14 protein-coding genes are annotated in these 14,644 nt (G+C 73.1%); 8 read left to right on the forward strand and 6 right to left on the reverse strand.

The window, feature by feature from the left end; genetic code table 11:
• Window positions 1-47 precede the first annotated feature (47 nt).
• From Cco03nite_RS27330 to Cco03nite_RS27340, 3 genes are read right to left on the reverse strand one after another with little or no spacing between them, the layout of a single operon-like run.
• Window positions 48-458 carry a hypothetical protein gene (locus tag Cco03nite_RS27330; RefSeq protein ID WP_203695090.1) on the reverse strand — a complete coding sequence of 137 codons (411 nt, stop codon included), beginning with the start codon at window positions 456-458 and terminating at the stop codon, window positions 48-50.
• Entirely contained in the window at window positions 436-972 is a 537-nt protein-coding gene (locus Cco03nite_RS27335; RefSeq protein ID WP_203695092.1) for a hypothetical protein, read from the reverse strand. The genes Cco03nite_RS27330 and Cco03nite_RS27335 overlap by 23 nt, the downstream gene beginning before the upstream one ends.
• 37 nt (window positions 973-1,009) lie before the next feature.
• The gene (locus Cco03nite_RS27340) at window positions 1,010-1,645 is read right to left on the reverse strand and encodes a hypothetical protein (protein WP_203695094.1); all 636 of its coding nucleotides are present in this window, start codon (window positions 1,643-1,645) and stop codon (window positions 1,010-1,012) included.
• Window positions 1,646-1,890: 245 nt separating this feature from the next.
• On the opposite strand from Cco03nite_RS27340, the gene Cco03nite_RS27345 reads away from it, so the two are divergent.
• Together Cco03nite_RS27345 and Cco03nite_RS27350 are read left to right on the forward strand one after the other, a co-directional pair.
• On the forward strand, window positions 1,891-2,280 hold the full coding sequence (locus Cco03nite_RS27345) for a peptidase inhibitor family I36 protein (RefSeq protein WP_203695096.1): 390 nt from the start codon (window positions 1,891-1,893) through the stop codon (window positions 2,278-2,280).
• 1 nt (window position 2,281) lies between these two features.
• Window positions 2,282-3,187: a hypothetical protein gene (locus Cco03nite_RS27350; RefSeq protein WP_203695098.1), complete on the forward strand. Its 906-nt coding sequence runs from the start codon at window positions 2,282-2,284 to the stop codon at window positions 3,185-3,187.
• A 56-nt stretch (window positions 3,188-3,243) separates the two neighbouring features.
• Here the strand turns inward: Cco03nite_RS27350 and Cco03nite_RS42560 are convergent, their stop codons facing one another.
• A complete protein-coding gene (locus Cco03nite_RS42560; protein ID WP_239167704.1) occupies window positions 3,244-3,507 on the reverse strand; it encodes a response regulator transcription factor in 264 nt (87 codons plus the stop codon).
• A 280-nt stretch (window positions 3,508-3,787) separates the two neighbouring features.
• Between Cco03nite_RS42560 and Cco03nite_RS27360 the strand changes: the two genes are divergently transcribed.
• The 4 genes from Cco03nite_RS27360 (at window position 3,788) to Cco03nite_RS27375 (ending at window position 7,581) form a co-directional block, all read left to right on the forward strand.
• Entirely contained in the window at window positions 3,788-5,158 is a 1,371-nt protein-coding gene (locus Cco03nite_RS27360) for an HlyD family efflux transporter periplasmic adaptor subunit (RefSeq protein WP_203695201.1), read from the forward strand.
• Complete coding sequence (locus Cco03nite_RS27365) at window positions 5,155-5,841, forward strand: ABC transporter ATP-binding protein (protein WP_203695102.1); 687 nt, start codon at window positions 5,155-5,157, stop codon at window positions 5,839-5,841. Before Cco03nite_RS27360 ends, Cco03nite_RS27365 begins: the two co-directional genes overlap by 4 nt.
• Window positions 5,838-7,067, forward strand: coding sequence for an ABC transporter permease (locus Cco03nite_RS27370; RefSeq protein WP_203695104.1), 1,230 nt, complete (start codon window positions 5,838-5,840; stop codon window positions 7,065-7,067). The genes Cco03nite_RS27365 and Cco03nite_RS27370 overlap by 4 nt, the downstream gene beginning before the upstream one ends.
• A 64-nt stretch (window positions 7,068-7,131) precedes the next feature.
• Window positions 7,132-7,581 carry a hypothetical protein gene (locus tag Cco03nite_RS27375; RefSeq protein ID WP_203695106.1) on the forward strand — a complete coding sequence of 150 codons (450 nt, stop codon included), beginning with the start codon at window positions 7,132-7,134 and terminating at the stop codon, window positions 7,579-7,581.
• A gap of 112 nt (window positions 7,582-7,693) precedes the next feature.
• Here the strand turns inward: Cco03nite_RS27375 and Cco03nite_RS27380 are convergent, their stop codons facing one another.
• Complete coding sequence (locus Cco03nite_RS27380) at window positions 7,694-9,490, reverse strand: bifunctional metallophosphatase/5'-nucleotidase (RefSeq protein ID WP_203695107.1); 1,797 nt, start codon at window positions 9,488-9,490, stop codon at window positions 7,694-7,696.
• Between the two features lie 240 nt (window positions 9,491-9,730).
• Between Cco03nite_RS27380 and Cco03nite_RS27385 the strand changes: the two genes are divergently transcribed.
• Entirely contained in the window at window positions 9,731-10,171 is a 441-nt protein-coding gene (locus tag Cco03nite_RS27385) for a VOC family protein (protein WP_203695109.1), read from the forward strand.
• An 80-nt stretch (window positions 10,172-10,251) separates the two neighbouring features.
• Here Cco03nite_RS27385 and Cco03nite_RS27390 read toward each other — a convergent pair whose 3' ends face one another.
• Window positions 10,252-11,283 carry a hypothetical protein gene (locus tag Cco03nite_RS27390; RefSeq protein WP_203695111.1) on the reverse strand — a complete coding sequence of 344 codons (1,032 nt, stop codon included), beginning with the start codon at window positions 11,281-11,283 and terminating at the stop codon, window positions 10,252-10,254.
• Window positions 11,284-11,464: 181 nt separating this feature from the next.
• Here Cco03nite_RS27390 and Cco03nite_RS27395 point away from each other — a divergent pair, with 181 nt between their 5' ends.
• Window positions 11,465-14,623: an ATP-binding protein gene (locus Cco03nite_RS27395; protein ID WP_203695113.1), complete on the forward strand. Its 3,159-nt coding sequence runs from the start codon at window positions 11,465-11,467 to the stop codon at window positions 14,621-14,623.
• The last annotated feature ends 21 nt before the right edge of the window (window positions 14,624-14,644 follow it).

Genomic DNA, 14,644 nt, shown 5'->3' on the forward strand with positions numbered 1-14,644 from the left:
CCGGGGACCCGGCGGGGTCCCCGGCCGCGCCGGCGCGACGGGGATGGTCAGGTGTCGATGCCGGGCACGTCGATGCCGCACCGGCTCTCGGCGAAGGTGAACACGCGGGTGGCCTTCCTGTCGAGGAACTCGGGGAGCTTCTCGATCCGGCCGGGCGCCTCGCCGAGCGCGTGCGCGAGCTCGCGCAGGTCCTCCTGGAACCCGGGCGGCGCGCTCTTCTCCAGCCGCTGCAGCAGGGCGACCCGCTGCACCCGGGGCATTCTCGGCCGCCCGACCTCGAACTCGGCTGCCGCGGTGCAGAACTCGGTCCGGCCGCTCCAGTCCACCGGATCGGTGTCGCGGACCAGCAGGTAGGTGGCGACGCCGGCGGCGGCCAGCACGGTGGCGGCGGCCGCCGTCCACCACCGCGGGTTGCGGCGGCGGACGGCGGGCGCCTCAGACGTCGTCGTTGATGACATCGAGATCGTGCTGGTCGAGGTCGAGGGACAGGTTGGCGGTGCCGGTGCGCATGCAGGAGTTCAGGTCACCGTCGGTGCTGGTGGTGCGATGGTCGAGCCCGCCCGTGTGGCCGAACTCATGGCAGCCGACCTTCATCCACTCCTGCAGCGTGTAGTTGTCCATGTAGGTCTGGTTGAACTTGACCTCGAACACGTCGCAGTCCGCCAGGGCGGTGACGTTGATGCAGTCGGCCTGGCCGGCCCAGCCGGTGTCGCCGTAGTAGCCGTCGTAGACGTTGATGTCGCCGTTGCCGACGGCGGTGTTGACGTCGGAGCGGTCGAGTTCGAAACGGCCGTTCCAGACGGCGCTGCCGCCGTTCGACGTCAGGCTGACGCTGGAGACGTACTGGGTGGCGTTGTCGGGGTCGGCCCACCAGTCGTGGCTCGCCCAGCCGGGCGAGGCGGCCAGCGGGGCCGCCGCCACCACCATCGCCGAGGCGGCCGCGACGGCGAGCAGCCGTCGAGTCCAGCTCATGTGTAGCTCCTTTCTCGTTGGTGACCGGCGGTGCCGGTCAGTCCGCCGCGCCGGGGCGCTGCGGCTTGATGCGCCCGGCACGGACGTCGGCGGCGGCGGCGGTGAGCAGCTTCTCGAACGTGGCGGGACTCATGCCGGTGATCTCGGCGTTGAAGTGGGCCCGCTGGTTGCCGTCCAGCCGGCTGTCCTTGATGAGTACCCGGCCCTGGCTGTTGACGAGCCGGTGCCGGTCCGGGGCGTCCCGCTTGCGGACCAGGAAGAAGTGGCCGACGTCGCCGACCTTGCTCCAGCTGAGCCCTTCCAGCGTGTAGCCGCGGCCCTTGGCGTCCCAGCCCTCCTCCTCGACGACCAGCTCGGCCGGCTGGGCGCCGGTGCGGTCGTACTGGATGGACAGCACCTGCAGGCGCACCTCGCGGAACGTGATCTTCGAGCCGTCGTCGGGGCCGACACTGCGGCCCTTCCCGATCTTGACGACCTTCGCGGTGACCACCAGGTCCGAGGTCGCCAGCATGGTCGGCACGTCCTCGAAGTGGTGCAGCTCGTCCGCGTGGGCGCTGCCGGTCGGCGTGCTCGTCAGCGACGGTCCGCCGCCGGCGACCAGCGTCACGGCCAGCGCGATGCCGCCGAGCACGGCGCCCAGGCCGCCGATGGCCCACGGCTTTCGGACTTTCATTACGCCTCCTTCGTTCTCCTTTGCCGGCGGATTCCAGACACGTTCGAGCCTGACCATTGGCAATGGCGGTGGTCAATGGCAACAAGCTGTCGCCGCTGCATCCATGCTGGTGACGCCCTTGTCGTTCGCGGACGGCACGAAGCTGCCACGGTCACGGGCTAGGTCGGGAAAGGCGCTCGCCATACGGTGCGATCAGCCCTCATCGAGGGTGAAGCAGCAGTTTCCGACGGACGTCAGGAGTCCACGTGACAAGAATCCGCACAGTGCTGCTCGGCCTCGTCGTCGCGTTCGCGGCGTCGTTCGCCGTCGCCGCGCCCGCGCACGCCGTGAGCTACGACAACGTGTGCGACAACGGCGAGGTCTGCCTCTTCGAGAACCAGTACTACGGCGGGGGCAAGGCCGACTTCCACAACCAGATCCACAACTACACCACCTACACGTTCTTCGGTGGCTGCGACTGCCTGGTCAACGACCGGGTGTCGTCGCTGCGCAACTACGACCTCAGCTACACCGTCGACGCCTACACGGACAAGTGGGGCTTCGGCGACTGGCTGGGCACCCCCGCCTGGGGTGACCGGCCGCAGCTGAGCGCGACGTTCAACGACAAGTTCAGCTCGCACTACTGGCATTCCTGAGATGAACCCGCCGCTTCGCCGACTCGCACGGGGTGTCGCCGGCGCGGTCGTGTTCGCCCTCCTGGGCACGGCCGCCGGCTGCGCCCAGGAGGACCCGGCCGCGGGGCAGGGCGCGCCGCCCATCGGTGCCCTGCTGCCGGTCGGTGACCTGCGAACCTTCTCGCTGCCGCTGGACCCGTACCTGATCGGGCCGGACCAGACACGGCCGATCTCGCAGGCGACCGAGGCGCTGGCCAGGTCGTGCATGCTGAGGTTCGGCTTCGACATGCCGCCCTCGCCGGTGATCCCGGCGCCCTACACCCGCCACGAGCGCCGGTACGGGCTGATCGACGCCGCGGCGGCCGCGGTCGACGGCTACCGGCCGTCGAAAGCGATCGCGGCCGGCGGGCGCAAGCCCGAGCGGGCGCCGTTCTCGGCGGCGGCCCAGGCCGTGGTGACGGGCAACGGTCCGAAGGTCCACAACGGCCTGGCCGTGCCGGACGGCGGCTGCATGGGCGAGGCCAGGCGCAGGCTGGAGGAGGGCATCGGCAAGGTGTCCCAGCCGGACCTGGCCGAGCAGCTGTCGCGCGACAGCTACGCGCGCTCCCAGGAGGACGACCGCGTCGTGCAGGCGTTCGGTAGGTGGAGCGAGTGCATGTCGCGGGCCGGGTTCGACTACACCGACCCGCATCAGGCGATCAACGATCCGGGGTGGCAGGGCGACCGGCCCGGGGAACGGGAGATCGCCACGGCGCTGGCCGACGCCCGGTGCAAGAAGGAGGTCGACCTCGTCGCGATCTGGGCGACGGTGGAGACGGCGTACCAGCAGCAGGCCGTGCAGCGCCACGGCGAGGCACTGCGCGAGATCGCGCAGGCGCTGCAGACGCGGTTGACCAACGCCGCCCGGATCGTCGTTGAACTGGGCTGACGTCGGTCGATAGCGGGTGCGGTCCGGCTGCGGCAGCGGCCGGGCCGCACGCCGGGTCAGTCGGCGGCGGCGGGTCCGGTGTGCGGCTGGTCGTCACCGGGCTTGCGGAGCGTGGTCAGCCAGTCGAGACGCTCGACGGCCACGCCCAGGGCCATCCGGCCCTGAACGTCGAGCTGGCGGGTGAGGTCGGCGATGTCGCGCCGGACGGTGCGCACCGAGACGTCGAGCCTGCGCGCGATCGTCTCGTCGGTGCTGCCGTCGGCGAGCAGGCGGATGACCTCGATCTGCCGTCCGGTGGGTATCTCGGCGTTGGCGTCCATTTCGTTCCTCCCCGTGGTTACGAAATGATCTAGGTCGATCGGGGCGGTCGGACCGACCCGAGGACATGACGCCGATGATGGTTCGTGTCCCGAAGGTTTGGCAAGCCTCATTACGCAGCACATATCACCAAGCCGTCGCCCAGACAGGACTAAATTGGACGGATGCGCAGGCACCGCGCCATGGCAGCAACATGCCACTCGCGGGGGCCACGGGACAACGGTGGTGATCGATAGGCTCTCCCACGGTGCCGCCGCTGTGCGGTGACGCGGGGGGACGGGCATGGCAGAGGAAGACCACGAACACGAGCCGTCCGCGGGACGCCGGCGACGCCGCGGACCGTCCGGGCTGACGGTGCTGGTGGCCGTCACCGCCGTCATCCTCGCCGGAGGTGTGCTGTCGCAGCGCTGGGTGCGGTCGCCGCAGCAGGTGGCCGCCGAGGCCGCGCCGCCACCACCCACGGTGCTGACCGCCGCCGTCGAGCACCGGGTGCTCAAGGACACCGTGGTGCTGCGCGGTGTGGTGGTCGCCGGCGGGCGCTTCGAGGTCAGCCCCTCGCCGAGAGAAGGCGGCCGGGCGGTCGTCACGGGCGTGCGGGTGCGGGCCGGGCAGACGTTCCCGGCGGGCGCGGTGCTGCTGGAGGTCTCCGGGCGACCGCTGATCGCCCTGCCCGGGTCGATCCCCGTATATCGCGACCTGCGCCCCGGTTCCACCGGCCGGGACGTGACGCAGCTGCAGAAGGCCCTGACCGGGCTCGGGCACCGGGTGACCGACCCGGCCGGCCGGTTCGGTGCGGGCACCCAGCGGGCGCTGCGGGAGCTGTACCGCGAGGTCGGTTACGAGGTGGGCACCACCGGCGCCGACGACGAGCGCGCGGTCGCCGCGCAGGCGGAGGCGGTGCGCCACGCCGAGCGGCTCGTGCAGGAGGCCGAGGCCACGCTCGCGGCGCTGCTGCGGACGGCGCCGTCGCCGGCGTCGTCGTCGTCGGATCCGCAGGACCCGGTGGCGCAGGCCCGGACCGCGTTGCGCTACGCCGGCGAGGACCTCGCCGCGGCCCGGCAGGCGCTGGTCGCCCTGCAGGCGCGGTCGGGGCCGATGCTCCCGGCCGGCGAGGTGGTGTTCCTGCCCGCCTTCCCGGGCCGGGTCGAGGCACTGACCGCACGCGTCGGCGAGGAGGTCCGCCCGCCGCTGGTCACCGTCTCCAGCGGTGCGCTGGTCGTCCAGGCGAGCCTCAACCCGGCCCAGAGCAAGCTGGTACGCGAGGGCATGCCGGTGGAGATCACCTCCGAGGTGCTGGGTGTGTCGGCCACCGGCCAGGTGGACAAGGTCGGTGACCTGACGCAGGACGAGTCCGGTGCGCGCAGCCACCCGCTCGTGGTCCGCCCCACCGGCACGGCGCTGCCGGAGTCGTTCGCGGGCCAGGATGTGCGGCTGGCCGTGGAGGCCGCCAGCTCGTCCGGCCCGGTCCTGGTGGTGCCGCTGTCGGCGCTGTTCGCCGCGCCCGACGGGCAGACGTCGGTGGTCAGGCAGGTCGCCGGTGGCACCGAGCGGGTGGCGGTGACCGTCGGGGTCTCCGGGCAGGGATACGCGGCGGTGACCGCGGTCGCCGGGCAGCTCGCGCCGGGCGACCTGGTCGTGGTGGGCGCGGCATGACGGCGCTGCTCGACCTGCGCGGGATCGGGCTGACCTATCCGGGGCCGCCGCCGTACCGCGCGCTGCGCGAGTGCGACCTGACCGTCGCGGCCGGCGACCACGTGGTGATCCTCGGACCGTCCGGTTCGGGCAAGTCCACGCTGCTCAACGTCGTCGGGCTGCTCGACCGCCCGACCGAGGGCCGGTACGAGTTCGAGGGCGTGGACACCGCCGGCCTCGGCAACGCCCGGCGGGCCGGCCTGCGCGCCCGCCGGATCGGCTTCGTGTTCCAGGCGTTCCATCTCATGCCCCACCGCAGCGCGCTCGACAACGTCACCGTGGCACTGATGTATTCAGGTGTGCCGAGCGCCCGCCGCCGCCGGACCGGCCTGGAGATGCTCGACCGGGTGGGCCTGGCGCACCGGGCGTACGCCCTGCCCTCGCAGCTGTCCGGCGGTGAGCGGCAACGCGTGGCCATCGCCCGGGCACTGGCGCCGCAGCCGGCGCTGCTGCTGTGCGACGAACCCACGGGCAACCTCGACAGCGCGACCGCCGAGCGGATCCTCGACCTGATCGAGGAGGTACGGGCCGCCGGGCAGACCGTCGTCACGATCACCCACGACCCGGTGGTCGCGGCGCGGGGCAGGCGGGCCGTGACCATCCGGGACGGACGGCTCACCGAGTCGACGCCGGCGGCCACATGAGCGCGGCCGAGGTGGCTCCCTCCCGGTTGCGGATCCGGGACCTGGCCGGTGAGGGGGTGGCCGGGCTGCGCGCCAGGCCCGCCCGGACGGCGCTGACGGCGCTGGGCACCGTGCTCGGCGTCGCGGCGTTCGTCGCGGTGCTGGGCCTGACCGCGACCGCCGGCGGCCAGATCGGCAAGCGCTTCACCGCGCTGGCCGCGACCGAGGTGGTCGTCGAGGACGCCGACGAGGCCGACCGCGACCACCTGGACCCGGCGTTCACGGCCGACGCCGACGCCCGGGTCGGCGCGATCCGCGGGGTGCGTGCCGCCGGGGTCTGGTGGCCGGTCGGCGGCGACACGGCGCCGGAGGTCGGCGGGGTGGTGCTGCCGGGTCGATCGGCGCCGGCCCAGATCCCCGTCATCGCCGCCTCGCCCGGCCTGTTCGACGCGATCCGCCCGGGGTGGTCGCAGGGCCGGGCGTTCGACGCCCTGCACGACCGCCGTGGCGAGCGCGTCGCGGTGCTGGGCGCGGCCGCCGCCCGCCAGCTCGGTGTCACCGAACTGGCGTTGCGGCCGGCGGTGTTCATCGACGGCGTGCCGTTCACCGTGATCGGGGTGCTGGACGGCTCGGCGCGGCTGCCGGAACTGATGTTCGCGGTGCTCGTGCCCAGGCACAGCGCGGAGGAGTTCTGGGGCCGGCCCGGGGCCGGCCGGCGGGCGAAGATGCTGGTGGAAACGGAGCTGGGCGCGGCCCAGGTGGTCGCGGCCCAGGCCGCGCTGGCCCTGCGCCCGGACGCGCCGCAACGGTTCACGGTGGTCACCCCGCCCGACCCGCGCCAGCTGCGCGACCAGGTCTCGGCCGACGTCGGGATGCTGTTCCTGCTGCTCGCCGGCGTATGCCTGCTGATCGGCGCGGTCGGCATCGCGAACACGACGATGGTCGCCGTCCTGGAGCGGGTGCCGGAGATCGGGCTGCGCCGTGCGCTGGGCGCGCGGCCGTGGCACATCGCCGCCCAGTTCCTGGCCGAGAGCGCGGCGATCGGTTCGCTGGCGGGCTGGGTCGGCGCGGCCGTCGGCGCCATGACGGTGGTCGCCGTCGCGCTCGCCCGGGGGTGGACCGCGATCCTCGAACCGGCGGCGGTGCTGCCCGCCCCGCTCGCCGGTCTGGTCGTCGGCGTCGTCGCGGGCGCGTACCCGGCGATCCGGGCGGCCCGGATCGAGCCGGTCGCCGCCCTGCGCCGCTGATCACGGGCGGCCCACCGCACGGCAAGGGATCGACATCTATCGAGCACCGGGTTAAGCTGCCGCCATGTCTGGACCCACGGGGGGGCCGCACGCCGCGCGGCCCAATAACGCTGATCTCATCGCGGCCTGGCTGTGCGCGGCGGCAGCGGCGGCGGCGCTGGTGTTCCTTGTCGTCATGCTGGTGTCGGGCAGCCTGTTCGGCCGCGGCGACACGTCCGTGGGCGGCACCGCGCTGGTGTCGGTCATCCTGTTCCTCGTCGTGCTGGCCGGCCTGGCCGCGCTGCTCGCCCTCGCCGGCCTGGCCCTGTGGCGCCGCGGACGCCGGCTGCCGGCAGGGCTGCTCGCCGGGGTCGCCCTGGTGATCGGGGTGGGCGCGCTGTTCGCGGAGTTCGCCGAGTCCGGCGGCGGCGAGGTCGGCGCCCTGGTCGGCTGGGGCGCCGTGGTCGCCTGGGCGCTGGCCCTGCTGGCGCTGGTGGCGATCCCGGCCCGGCCGGCGGTCCCGCCGCCGCACTGAGCCCTTCCCGAACAGTCCCACAACGGGCAGCGGAGCCGGTCGATTCTCGACCGGCTCCGCTGCGGTTCACGCGGGGCGGCCCGTGCCGCGCCACACGTGCCCGACGCGCGGGTCAGAAGACCGGGACGCCCTCGCGGACCAGCTTCCAGTTCTGCTGGGAGAAGTCGGCCGGGTCGATGACGCCCTTGGCCTGCGCCCAGTCGATCAGCAGCTGGCGGATCTCCTGCTGCTCGTTGTAGACCTGGGTCTTGACGATGCCGGGGAAGCCGCCGCCGCCGCTGCGCCGGTAGTTGTTCACCGCGACCACGAACTGGTCGGCGTCGGCGACGGGGGTGGTCGTGCCCGCGTGGTTCAGGACCGTGATGCGCTGGCCCACCGGCTTGCTGATGTCGATCTCGTAGTCGACGCCGGAGAACGTGTCGTAGTTGTAGTCCGGCACGGTCGGCTCGCTGATCGCGGCCGGGTCGACCGGCGCACCCGGGGCGAGCGTGCGGAAGTACTTGGCCGAGTACTCCAGGTAGGCGCGCACCTCGGCGCCGGTGAGCACCACCGCTTCGAGGGTGTTGTCGTAGATGTACAGCCCGGCCAGGTCCTTGATCTTCACGTCGCCGGCCGGGAACAGCGCGGTGCGGCTGAACGGCGCGGAGATCGACAGCACCGGCAGGCCGGCATACGAGGTGCCGGCCATGGCCGCGGCCACGGTGTCGGTCTGCACCTTGTTGATGAAGTCGAGGATCGGGGTGTCGACGTAGCGGGACTTCTCCGCGGACAGCTCCACCACCGAGGTCGCCACGACCTGGTTGATGTACGCCACGGTCTTGTCGTGCTGCGCCTTCACCGCGGCGACGACCTTCGGGTCCTCGACGACGGTGTTCGTGTTCAGCATGGTGGCGTGCTTGGCGGTGACCTTCCAGCGGCCGCGCTCGCGGCTGAGCGTGAAGTCCATCCGGGTGACCCGCTGGCCCCACTTCGACGGCTCGGACAGCAGCACCAGCTCGCCGGTCGCCTCGTTGGCGACGAACTTCTCCACGACCTCGTTGTGGGCGTGGCCGAACAGGATCGCGTCGATGCCGGGCACCTGCTGCGCGATCAGCGCCGTCGGGTTCTCGTTGGGCAGCAGGTCGCCGTAGCTGGACACGCCGTTGTCGCCGCCGTGCGCGGAGATCAGCACGATGTCGGCCCCGCGCTCCCGCATGATCGGCACGTACTTCGCCGCGGTCGCGATCATGTCCTCGAAGCGCAGCTTGCCCTCGACGTTCGCCTTGTCCCAGATCGCGACGCCGGGGTTGGTCAGACCCAGGATGCCCACCCGCAGCGACGGCGCGCCGTGGCCCAGCGACACCTTCTTGATGACGTACGGCGTGAACGCCGGCTTGCCCGAGCGCGCCTTGACCGCGTTGGCGGCCAGCGCCGGGAAACCGAGCTGGCGGATCCACAGGTCCAGCAGCGGCAGACCGTAGTTGAACTCGTGGTTGCCCAGCGTGATGGCGTCGTAGTCGATGACGTTCATCGCGCGGGCCATCGGGTGCCGCTCCCCGGTCGACGTGATCGGCTCCTGCTTGGCGTAGAACGTCGCCAGCGGGGTGCCCTGGATCGTGTCGCCCGCGTCGAGGACCAGCGTCGCCTTGCCCTTGCGCTCGGCGCGGATCTGGTTGACCAGGGTGGCCACCTTCGCGACGCCGACGTCGTTGTGCGCGCTGTCGTCGTACTCCTTGTCGCGGTAGTAGTCCCAGTTGAAGACGTTGCCGTGGGTGTCGGAGGTGCCGAGGACCGTCAGGTCGTAGGTCTGCGGCTGCCCGTTCCCGGCCGCCTGGGCCGGGATCGCGGCGACCAGCGGACCCGCGACGACGGCCGCGGCCGCGCCGGTGAGCAGCTGCCGCCGCGACGGCATACCGGAGGGGGAGGTCATGTGTCGAGCCTTTCCATGGGGGTCGCGCCCGGTGGGGCGCCGCCCCGCACCCTAACCAAACAGGTGAACCCCTGCCACCCGATCGACCATCCCCGCTGCCCCGCGGCGGTCCACCCGCCCGAGATCAGCCGACTTGCCGGGCAGATGCGCGTATCTTGGACGCGCTTTCGCGCAGGTGCCTGGCAAGTCGAGTGACCTTGACCCGCACCGACGGGGCGGCCGTGGGGTTACGGTGCAGCGATGGAGCAGCGCATCAGCATCGTCACGCTCGGGGTCGCGGATCTTGCTCGGGCCAGGACCTTCTACGAGCGGCTCGGCTGGCGGGGGCAGGAGATCGAGCAGACCGTGTTCTTCCAGGCCGGAGGCATGGCCGTCGTGCTGTGGGGACGGGACAAGGTCGCCGCCGACGCCGGGGTGCCGGACCCGGGCGGCGACGGCTTCGGCGGTATCTGCCTGGCCCAGAACGTACGCAGCCGCGCCGACGTCGACGAGATCATGGCGGTGGCGGCCGGGGCCGGAGCGACGGTCACCAAGCCCGCGCAGGAGACGTTCTACGGCGGGTACGCGGGCTTCTTCGCCGACCCCGACGGGCACGTCTGGGAGATCGCCCACAACCCGGGCTTCACCCTGGCCCCGGACGGCTCGCTGATCCTGCCCGACTTCAACCAGACCGCCGGCTGAACGCCCTGCTCCGACTGCGCCAATCGTTGGGAAGGGCACCTTCTACAACGCATGGCGATGTGAAGGTGCCCTTCCTTTCGTCAGAACGCGATGAAGCTGTACAGGGCGAGGTGGTTGGACTTGGTGCTGCTCACGGTGTGGCCGATCGGCGAGGACTGCACGGTGCCGCGGACGAACAGGTAGTCGATCTTGCTGGAGCCGTTGGTGGCCGCCGTGCCGTATCCGGTCATGCCGTAGCCGCTGAGCGTGCTCACGGGGATGCCGGTGCGGTTGGCGTCGATGCCGACGATCCGGATCGTGGACGCGTTCAGCAGGGTGGTCGCGTCGGCGCCGAGGTGGATGCCGGTGCCGCCGACGCCCTTGTCGCCGTCGCCGGCGCAGGCGTTCTGCCGGTTCTCCTGCGGCAGGTGCATGGTCGCCACGAACACGCTGGTGCCGGTCGCCTTGATGGTGAACCGGGCGGCGATCGCGCTGGTGCGCTTCCACTTCCACTCGTTGGTGCTGCCGTCGTCGTTGTTCGGCGGCTTGTACAGGGTGCAGCCCGCGCCGTTGTCGTACGCCGTGCCCGGCTTCAGCCAGCCCGCGCTCCAGTACTTGGAGATGTCGCCGGAGGCCAGGCTGAGCCGCTGGGTGTTGTAGATGATGCCGTTGGTCTGCTTCTTCTTCAGGTCGCCCAGGGACTGGTCGTCGCAGCGGTGCGTGCTGCCCCACGGCTCGGGGTCGTCCCAGACCACGATCGCCCGGTACGTGCCCGCCGGGTAGCCGAACTTCGCCGACAGCTGGTCGGCGTACGCGGAGGCCTGGCCGGTGCCGCGCACCTGCTGCACGATGAGGATGTCGGGGGCGACCACCCCGCTGGTGCCGGTGCGCCCGGCGTCGTCGACCAGCATCGAGGTCAGGTGGTCCGGGCCGGAGATCCGGGTGCACGACCCGTCGGAGTTGTTGGTCACCAGGTTCTCGATGTTGTTGTTGTAGACGCGCAGCACCCGATCGGCCACGGCCGCCGCCGGGGCGGGCGCGGCCGAGGACCCGGCCGGTGTCGCGACACCGCCCGCGAGCAGCGCCACCGCGACCGCGGTTACCTGGACGAATCTGCGGTGACGATCCGGCATGGGGCTTCCTTCCCACCGTTGGACGGCCGACCGGTTCACGATGACGGCATTGCCTACATTCGCCCTACATCAGGGCTACAGCCCGGGGACGGCGTCGAGATGATGTCCGGGGTGACGGATAGCCTGGTCGGTCTATGGGCATTCGGGGCAGCGAGCTGGGGACGACCGCGCGGAGGGCGGCGTGAGCGCGGGTCTGATCGGCCGCGCCCACCCGTCGGCGGTGCTGCACGACGAGGTGTCCCGGGCGATGGCCGGGCACGGCGGGCTGGTGCTCGTCGCCGGGGAGGCGGGCATCGGCAAGACCTCGCTGCTCACGGCGGCGATGGCGCAGGCCCGTGCGGCCGGTGCGCTGGTTGTCGCGGGGACCTGCTGGGACGCCGAGAGCGCGCCCGGGTTCTGGCCGTGGACGCAGGTGCTGCGGGCCGTACGCCGGGGCGTCGGCGAGGCCGGCTGGGCGGTGGCGCGGCAGGCGGGCGGGGCCGGGCTGGCGGTGCTGCTCGGCGAGGGCGGCCCGGACGCGGACAGCGCGCCGCTCGACGGCGAGTTCCCGCTGTTCGACGCGGTCACCGGTGCGTTCGTCGCGCTGTCGCAGCGCCGTCCGCTGGTGGTGGCCCTGGACGACCTGCACTGGGCGGACGCGGCGTCGCTGCGGCTGCTCCGGTTCGCGGCGCAGCACACCTGGTCGGAGCGGGTGCTGCTGATCGGGGCGTACCGCGACGTCGAGGTGGAGGCGCCGGGCCACCCGCTGCGGGAGCTGATGGTGCCGCTGTCGGTCAAGGCGACCACGGTGACCCTCACCGGGCTGGGCCGCGACGAGGTCGCGGAGCTGATGGCGCGGACGGCGGGAGCCGCGCCGGATGCGGCGCTGGCCGCGGAGGTGCACCGGCGGACCGGCGGCAACCCGTTCTTCGTGGAGCAGACGGCGCGGCTGTGGCACAGCGGCGGCGGGGTGCTGGCGGTCGCGCCAGGCGTGCGGGACGCGCTGGCCAGGCGGCTGGCACTGCTGCCCGACGACGTCACCGCGCTGCTCGCCACGGCCGCGGTGCTCGGCCGCGAGTTCCCGCGGCAGGTGCTCGTAGCGGTGTCGGGCACCCCGGACGCCGCCGTGGACCGGCTGCTGGCGCTGGCCGAGGAGGCCCGGCTGGTCGCCGCGCTCGGCGGGGACCGGTTCGCCTTCACCCACGACCTGGTGCGCGAGGCGCTGCACGACGGGCTGGGCGAAGCGGCCCGGCAGGAGCGGCACGCGGCGGTGGCACGGGCGGCGGAGGCGTCGCCGGAGGTGGCGGGGCTGGTGCTGCCCGCGGATCTGGCCCGGCACGCGTACCTGGCCGGTGCGCTGCTGGAACCGGAGGCCGCGGTGGCGCGGCTGCTGGCGGCGGCCGCGGACGCGGGCGACCGGCTGGCCACCGACGAGGCGATCGCGCACTACCGGCGGGCATTGGAGCTGGTACGCGAGCCGCTGCGGCGGGTGCGGGTGCTGACCGACCTGGGCCGGAGCGTGTACCACCTCGGGGATCGGGCGGAGGGCTGGCGGCTGTTCGAGGAGGCCGCCGCGCTGGCCCGGGAGACCGGCGACGCGGAGCTGCTGGCCTGGATGGCACTGGTCGTGTTCCGGCACGGCCGCGACGGCGACGCGCGCACCGAGCTGCGGCGCGGGCTGCTGCGCGAGGCGTACCGGGCGCTGATCGGCGAGGGCGCGCACGCGGCGACGCCGGAGCAGCTGGCGCAGAGCCTGATCGTACGCACCGAGCTGCTGGCCCGTACGGGCCGCGACGACGAGGCGCTGATGTTCAGCCTCTGGGCGCGGCATGACATCAGCTGGGGTCCGGGCGGCGCGCGGGAACGGGAGGCGCTGACCGCCGAGATGGAGCAGGTGAGCCGCCGCTCGGCGGACACCGGCGCGGAGGCGCTGGCGGCGTCGTTCCGCTGGGTGGCGCTGCTGGAGCTGGGCGACCCCGGCTACCTGGAGCAGGTGAGCGCGTTCGTGGCGGCGGCCGAGCGGGACGGCAGCCTGCGCATGCGGATATCGCTGCTGGTCGACCAGGCGGTCATCGCCACCACCACGGGCCGGTTCGACCAGGCCGAGGCGTGGCTGGCGCAGCTGCGCACCGGGGAGGGCGAGGGCCACGCCGACTTCACGTTCATGCAGTACCACCTGGACTGGGCGCTGGCGATGCAGCGCGGCCGCTTCGCGGAGGCGGGCCGGCTGCTGGATCTGCTGCAGGCGCAGGATCATCCGTACCTGCCGCTGGTCCAGGCGATCACGGCGGTGGAGCGCGGGGACACCGCCGAGGCGCTGCGGCTGGTGGCGTCCGCGGAGGCGCGCAGCGAGCACGACCCGTACCCGACGTCGGTCACCCGGTTGTGGCTGCGTCTGCGGGCGCAGCTCGCCGCCGCGACGGCCGACCCGGACCGGTGTGCCAAGGCCCGGGAGGCGCTGACGCCGTACCGCGGCGAGTGGGCGGTGTCGCTGTGGGGCTGCGACGTGAGCGGCCCGCTGGACTTCTGGCTGGCCGAGGTCGACGCGGCGGCGGGACGCTGGGACGAGGCGGTGGCCGAGTACACGGCCGCGGCGGAGTCGGCCGAGCGGATGCAGGCCCGGCCGTGGGCCGTACGGGCGCGCACGGGTCTGGCCCGGGTCCTGTCCCGCCGGGATGGCCCCGGCGACGCGGCGACGGCCGCCGTGCTGCGGGAGCGGGCTGTCCGCGAGGCGGCCGAACTCGGCATGGCCCAGCTGACCGGACTCGGCGGCGACTCCTACGACGGCGAGCGCGGGCCGGAGGCGGACGCCGCGGCATGCGAGTTCGTGCGGGAGGACGCCACCTGGCGGGTGCGGTACGCGGGCCGGACCGTGCACCTGCCCGACGCCAAGGGCCTGCGCGACCTGCACGAGCTGCTCGGCCGCCCGGGCACGGACGTCGCGGCAGTGGAGCTGGCCGACCCGCCGGGCGGAGCGGCGGCCGTCGCGGCGCGGCGGATGGGCGCGGACACGGTGCTCGACGACACAGCGAAGGCGCACTACCGGCAGCGACTCGACCAGCTCGACGACGCCCTCGACGCGGCCGCCCGGCGCGACGACACGGCCCAGCGGCAGGCGCTGGAGTCCGAACGCGACGCGCTGCTGGCCGAGCTGCGGGCGGCGGCGGGGCTGGGCGGGCGCACCAGGCGGCTCGGCGACGACGGCGAGCGCGCCCGCAAGGCGGTCACCGCCCGGATCCGCGACACGCTGCGGCGGCTCGACGACCTGCACCCGGAGCTGGCGGAGCATCTGCGGGCGAGCGTATCGACGGGCAACGCCTGCGGCTACCACCCGGACCAGGCACCGCCCTGGCGGCTATGAACGCCGCCAGGGCGGTGGACC

The organism is Catellatospora coxensis, from assembly GCF_016862635.1.
GTDB lineage: Bacteria > Actinomycetota > Actinomycetes > Mycobacteriales > Micromonosporaceae > Catellatospora > Catellatospora coxensis.

Coding starts and splice junctions, on each gene's coding strand:
- Cco03nite_RS27330 (WP_203695090.1), bottom strand. CDS start 458: ATGTCATCAACGACGACGTCTGAGGCGCCCGCCGTCCGCCGCCGCAAC.
- Cco03nite_RS27335 (WP_203695092.1), bottom strand. CDS start 972: ATGAGCTGGACTCGACGGCTGCTCGCCGTCGCGGCCGCCTCGGCGATG.
- Cco03nite_RS27340 (WP_203695094.1), bottom strand. CDS start 1,645: ATGAAAGTCCGAAAGCCGTGGGCCATCGGCGGCCTGGGCGCCGTGCTC.
- Cco03nite_RS27350 (WP_203695098.1), top strand. CDS start 2,282: ATGAACCCGCCGCTTCGCCGACTCGCACGGGGTGTCGCCGGCGCGGTC.
- Cco03nite_RS42560 (WP_239167704.1), bottom strand. CDS start 3,507: ATGGACGCCAACGCCGAGATACCCACCGGACGGCAGATCGAGGTCATC.
- Cco03nite_RS27360 (WP_203695201.1), top strand. CDS start 3,788: ATGGCAGAGGAAGACCACGAACACGAGCCGTCCGCGGGACGCCGGCGA.
- Cco03nite_RS27365 (WP_203695102.1), top strand. CDS start 5,155: ATGACGGCGCTGCTCGACCTGCGCGGGATCGGGCTGACCTATCCGGGG.
- Cco03nite_RS27370 (WP_203695104.1), top strand. CDS start 5,838: ATGAGCGCGGCCGAGGTGGCTCCCTCCCGGTTGCGGATCCGGGACCTG.
- Cco03nite_RS27375 (WP_203695106.1), top strand. CDS start 7,132: ATGTCTGGACCCACGGGGGGGCCGCACGCCGCGCGGCCCAATAACGCT.
- Cco03nite_RS27380 (WP_203695107.1), bottom strand. CDS start 9,490: ATGACCTCCCCCTCCGGTATGCCGTCGCGGCGGCAGCTGCTCACCGGC.
- Cco03nite_RS27385 (WP_203695109.1), top strand. CDS start 9,731: ATGGAGCAGCGCATCAGCATCGTCACGCTCGGGGTCGCGGATCTTGCT.
- Cco03nite_RS27390 (WP_203695111.1), bottom strand. CDS start 11,283: ATGCCGGATCGTCACCGCAGATTCGTCCAGGTAACCGCGGTCGCGGTG.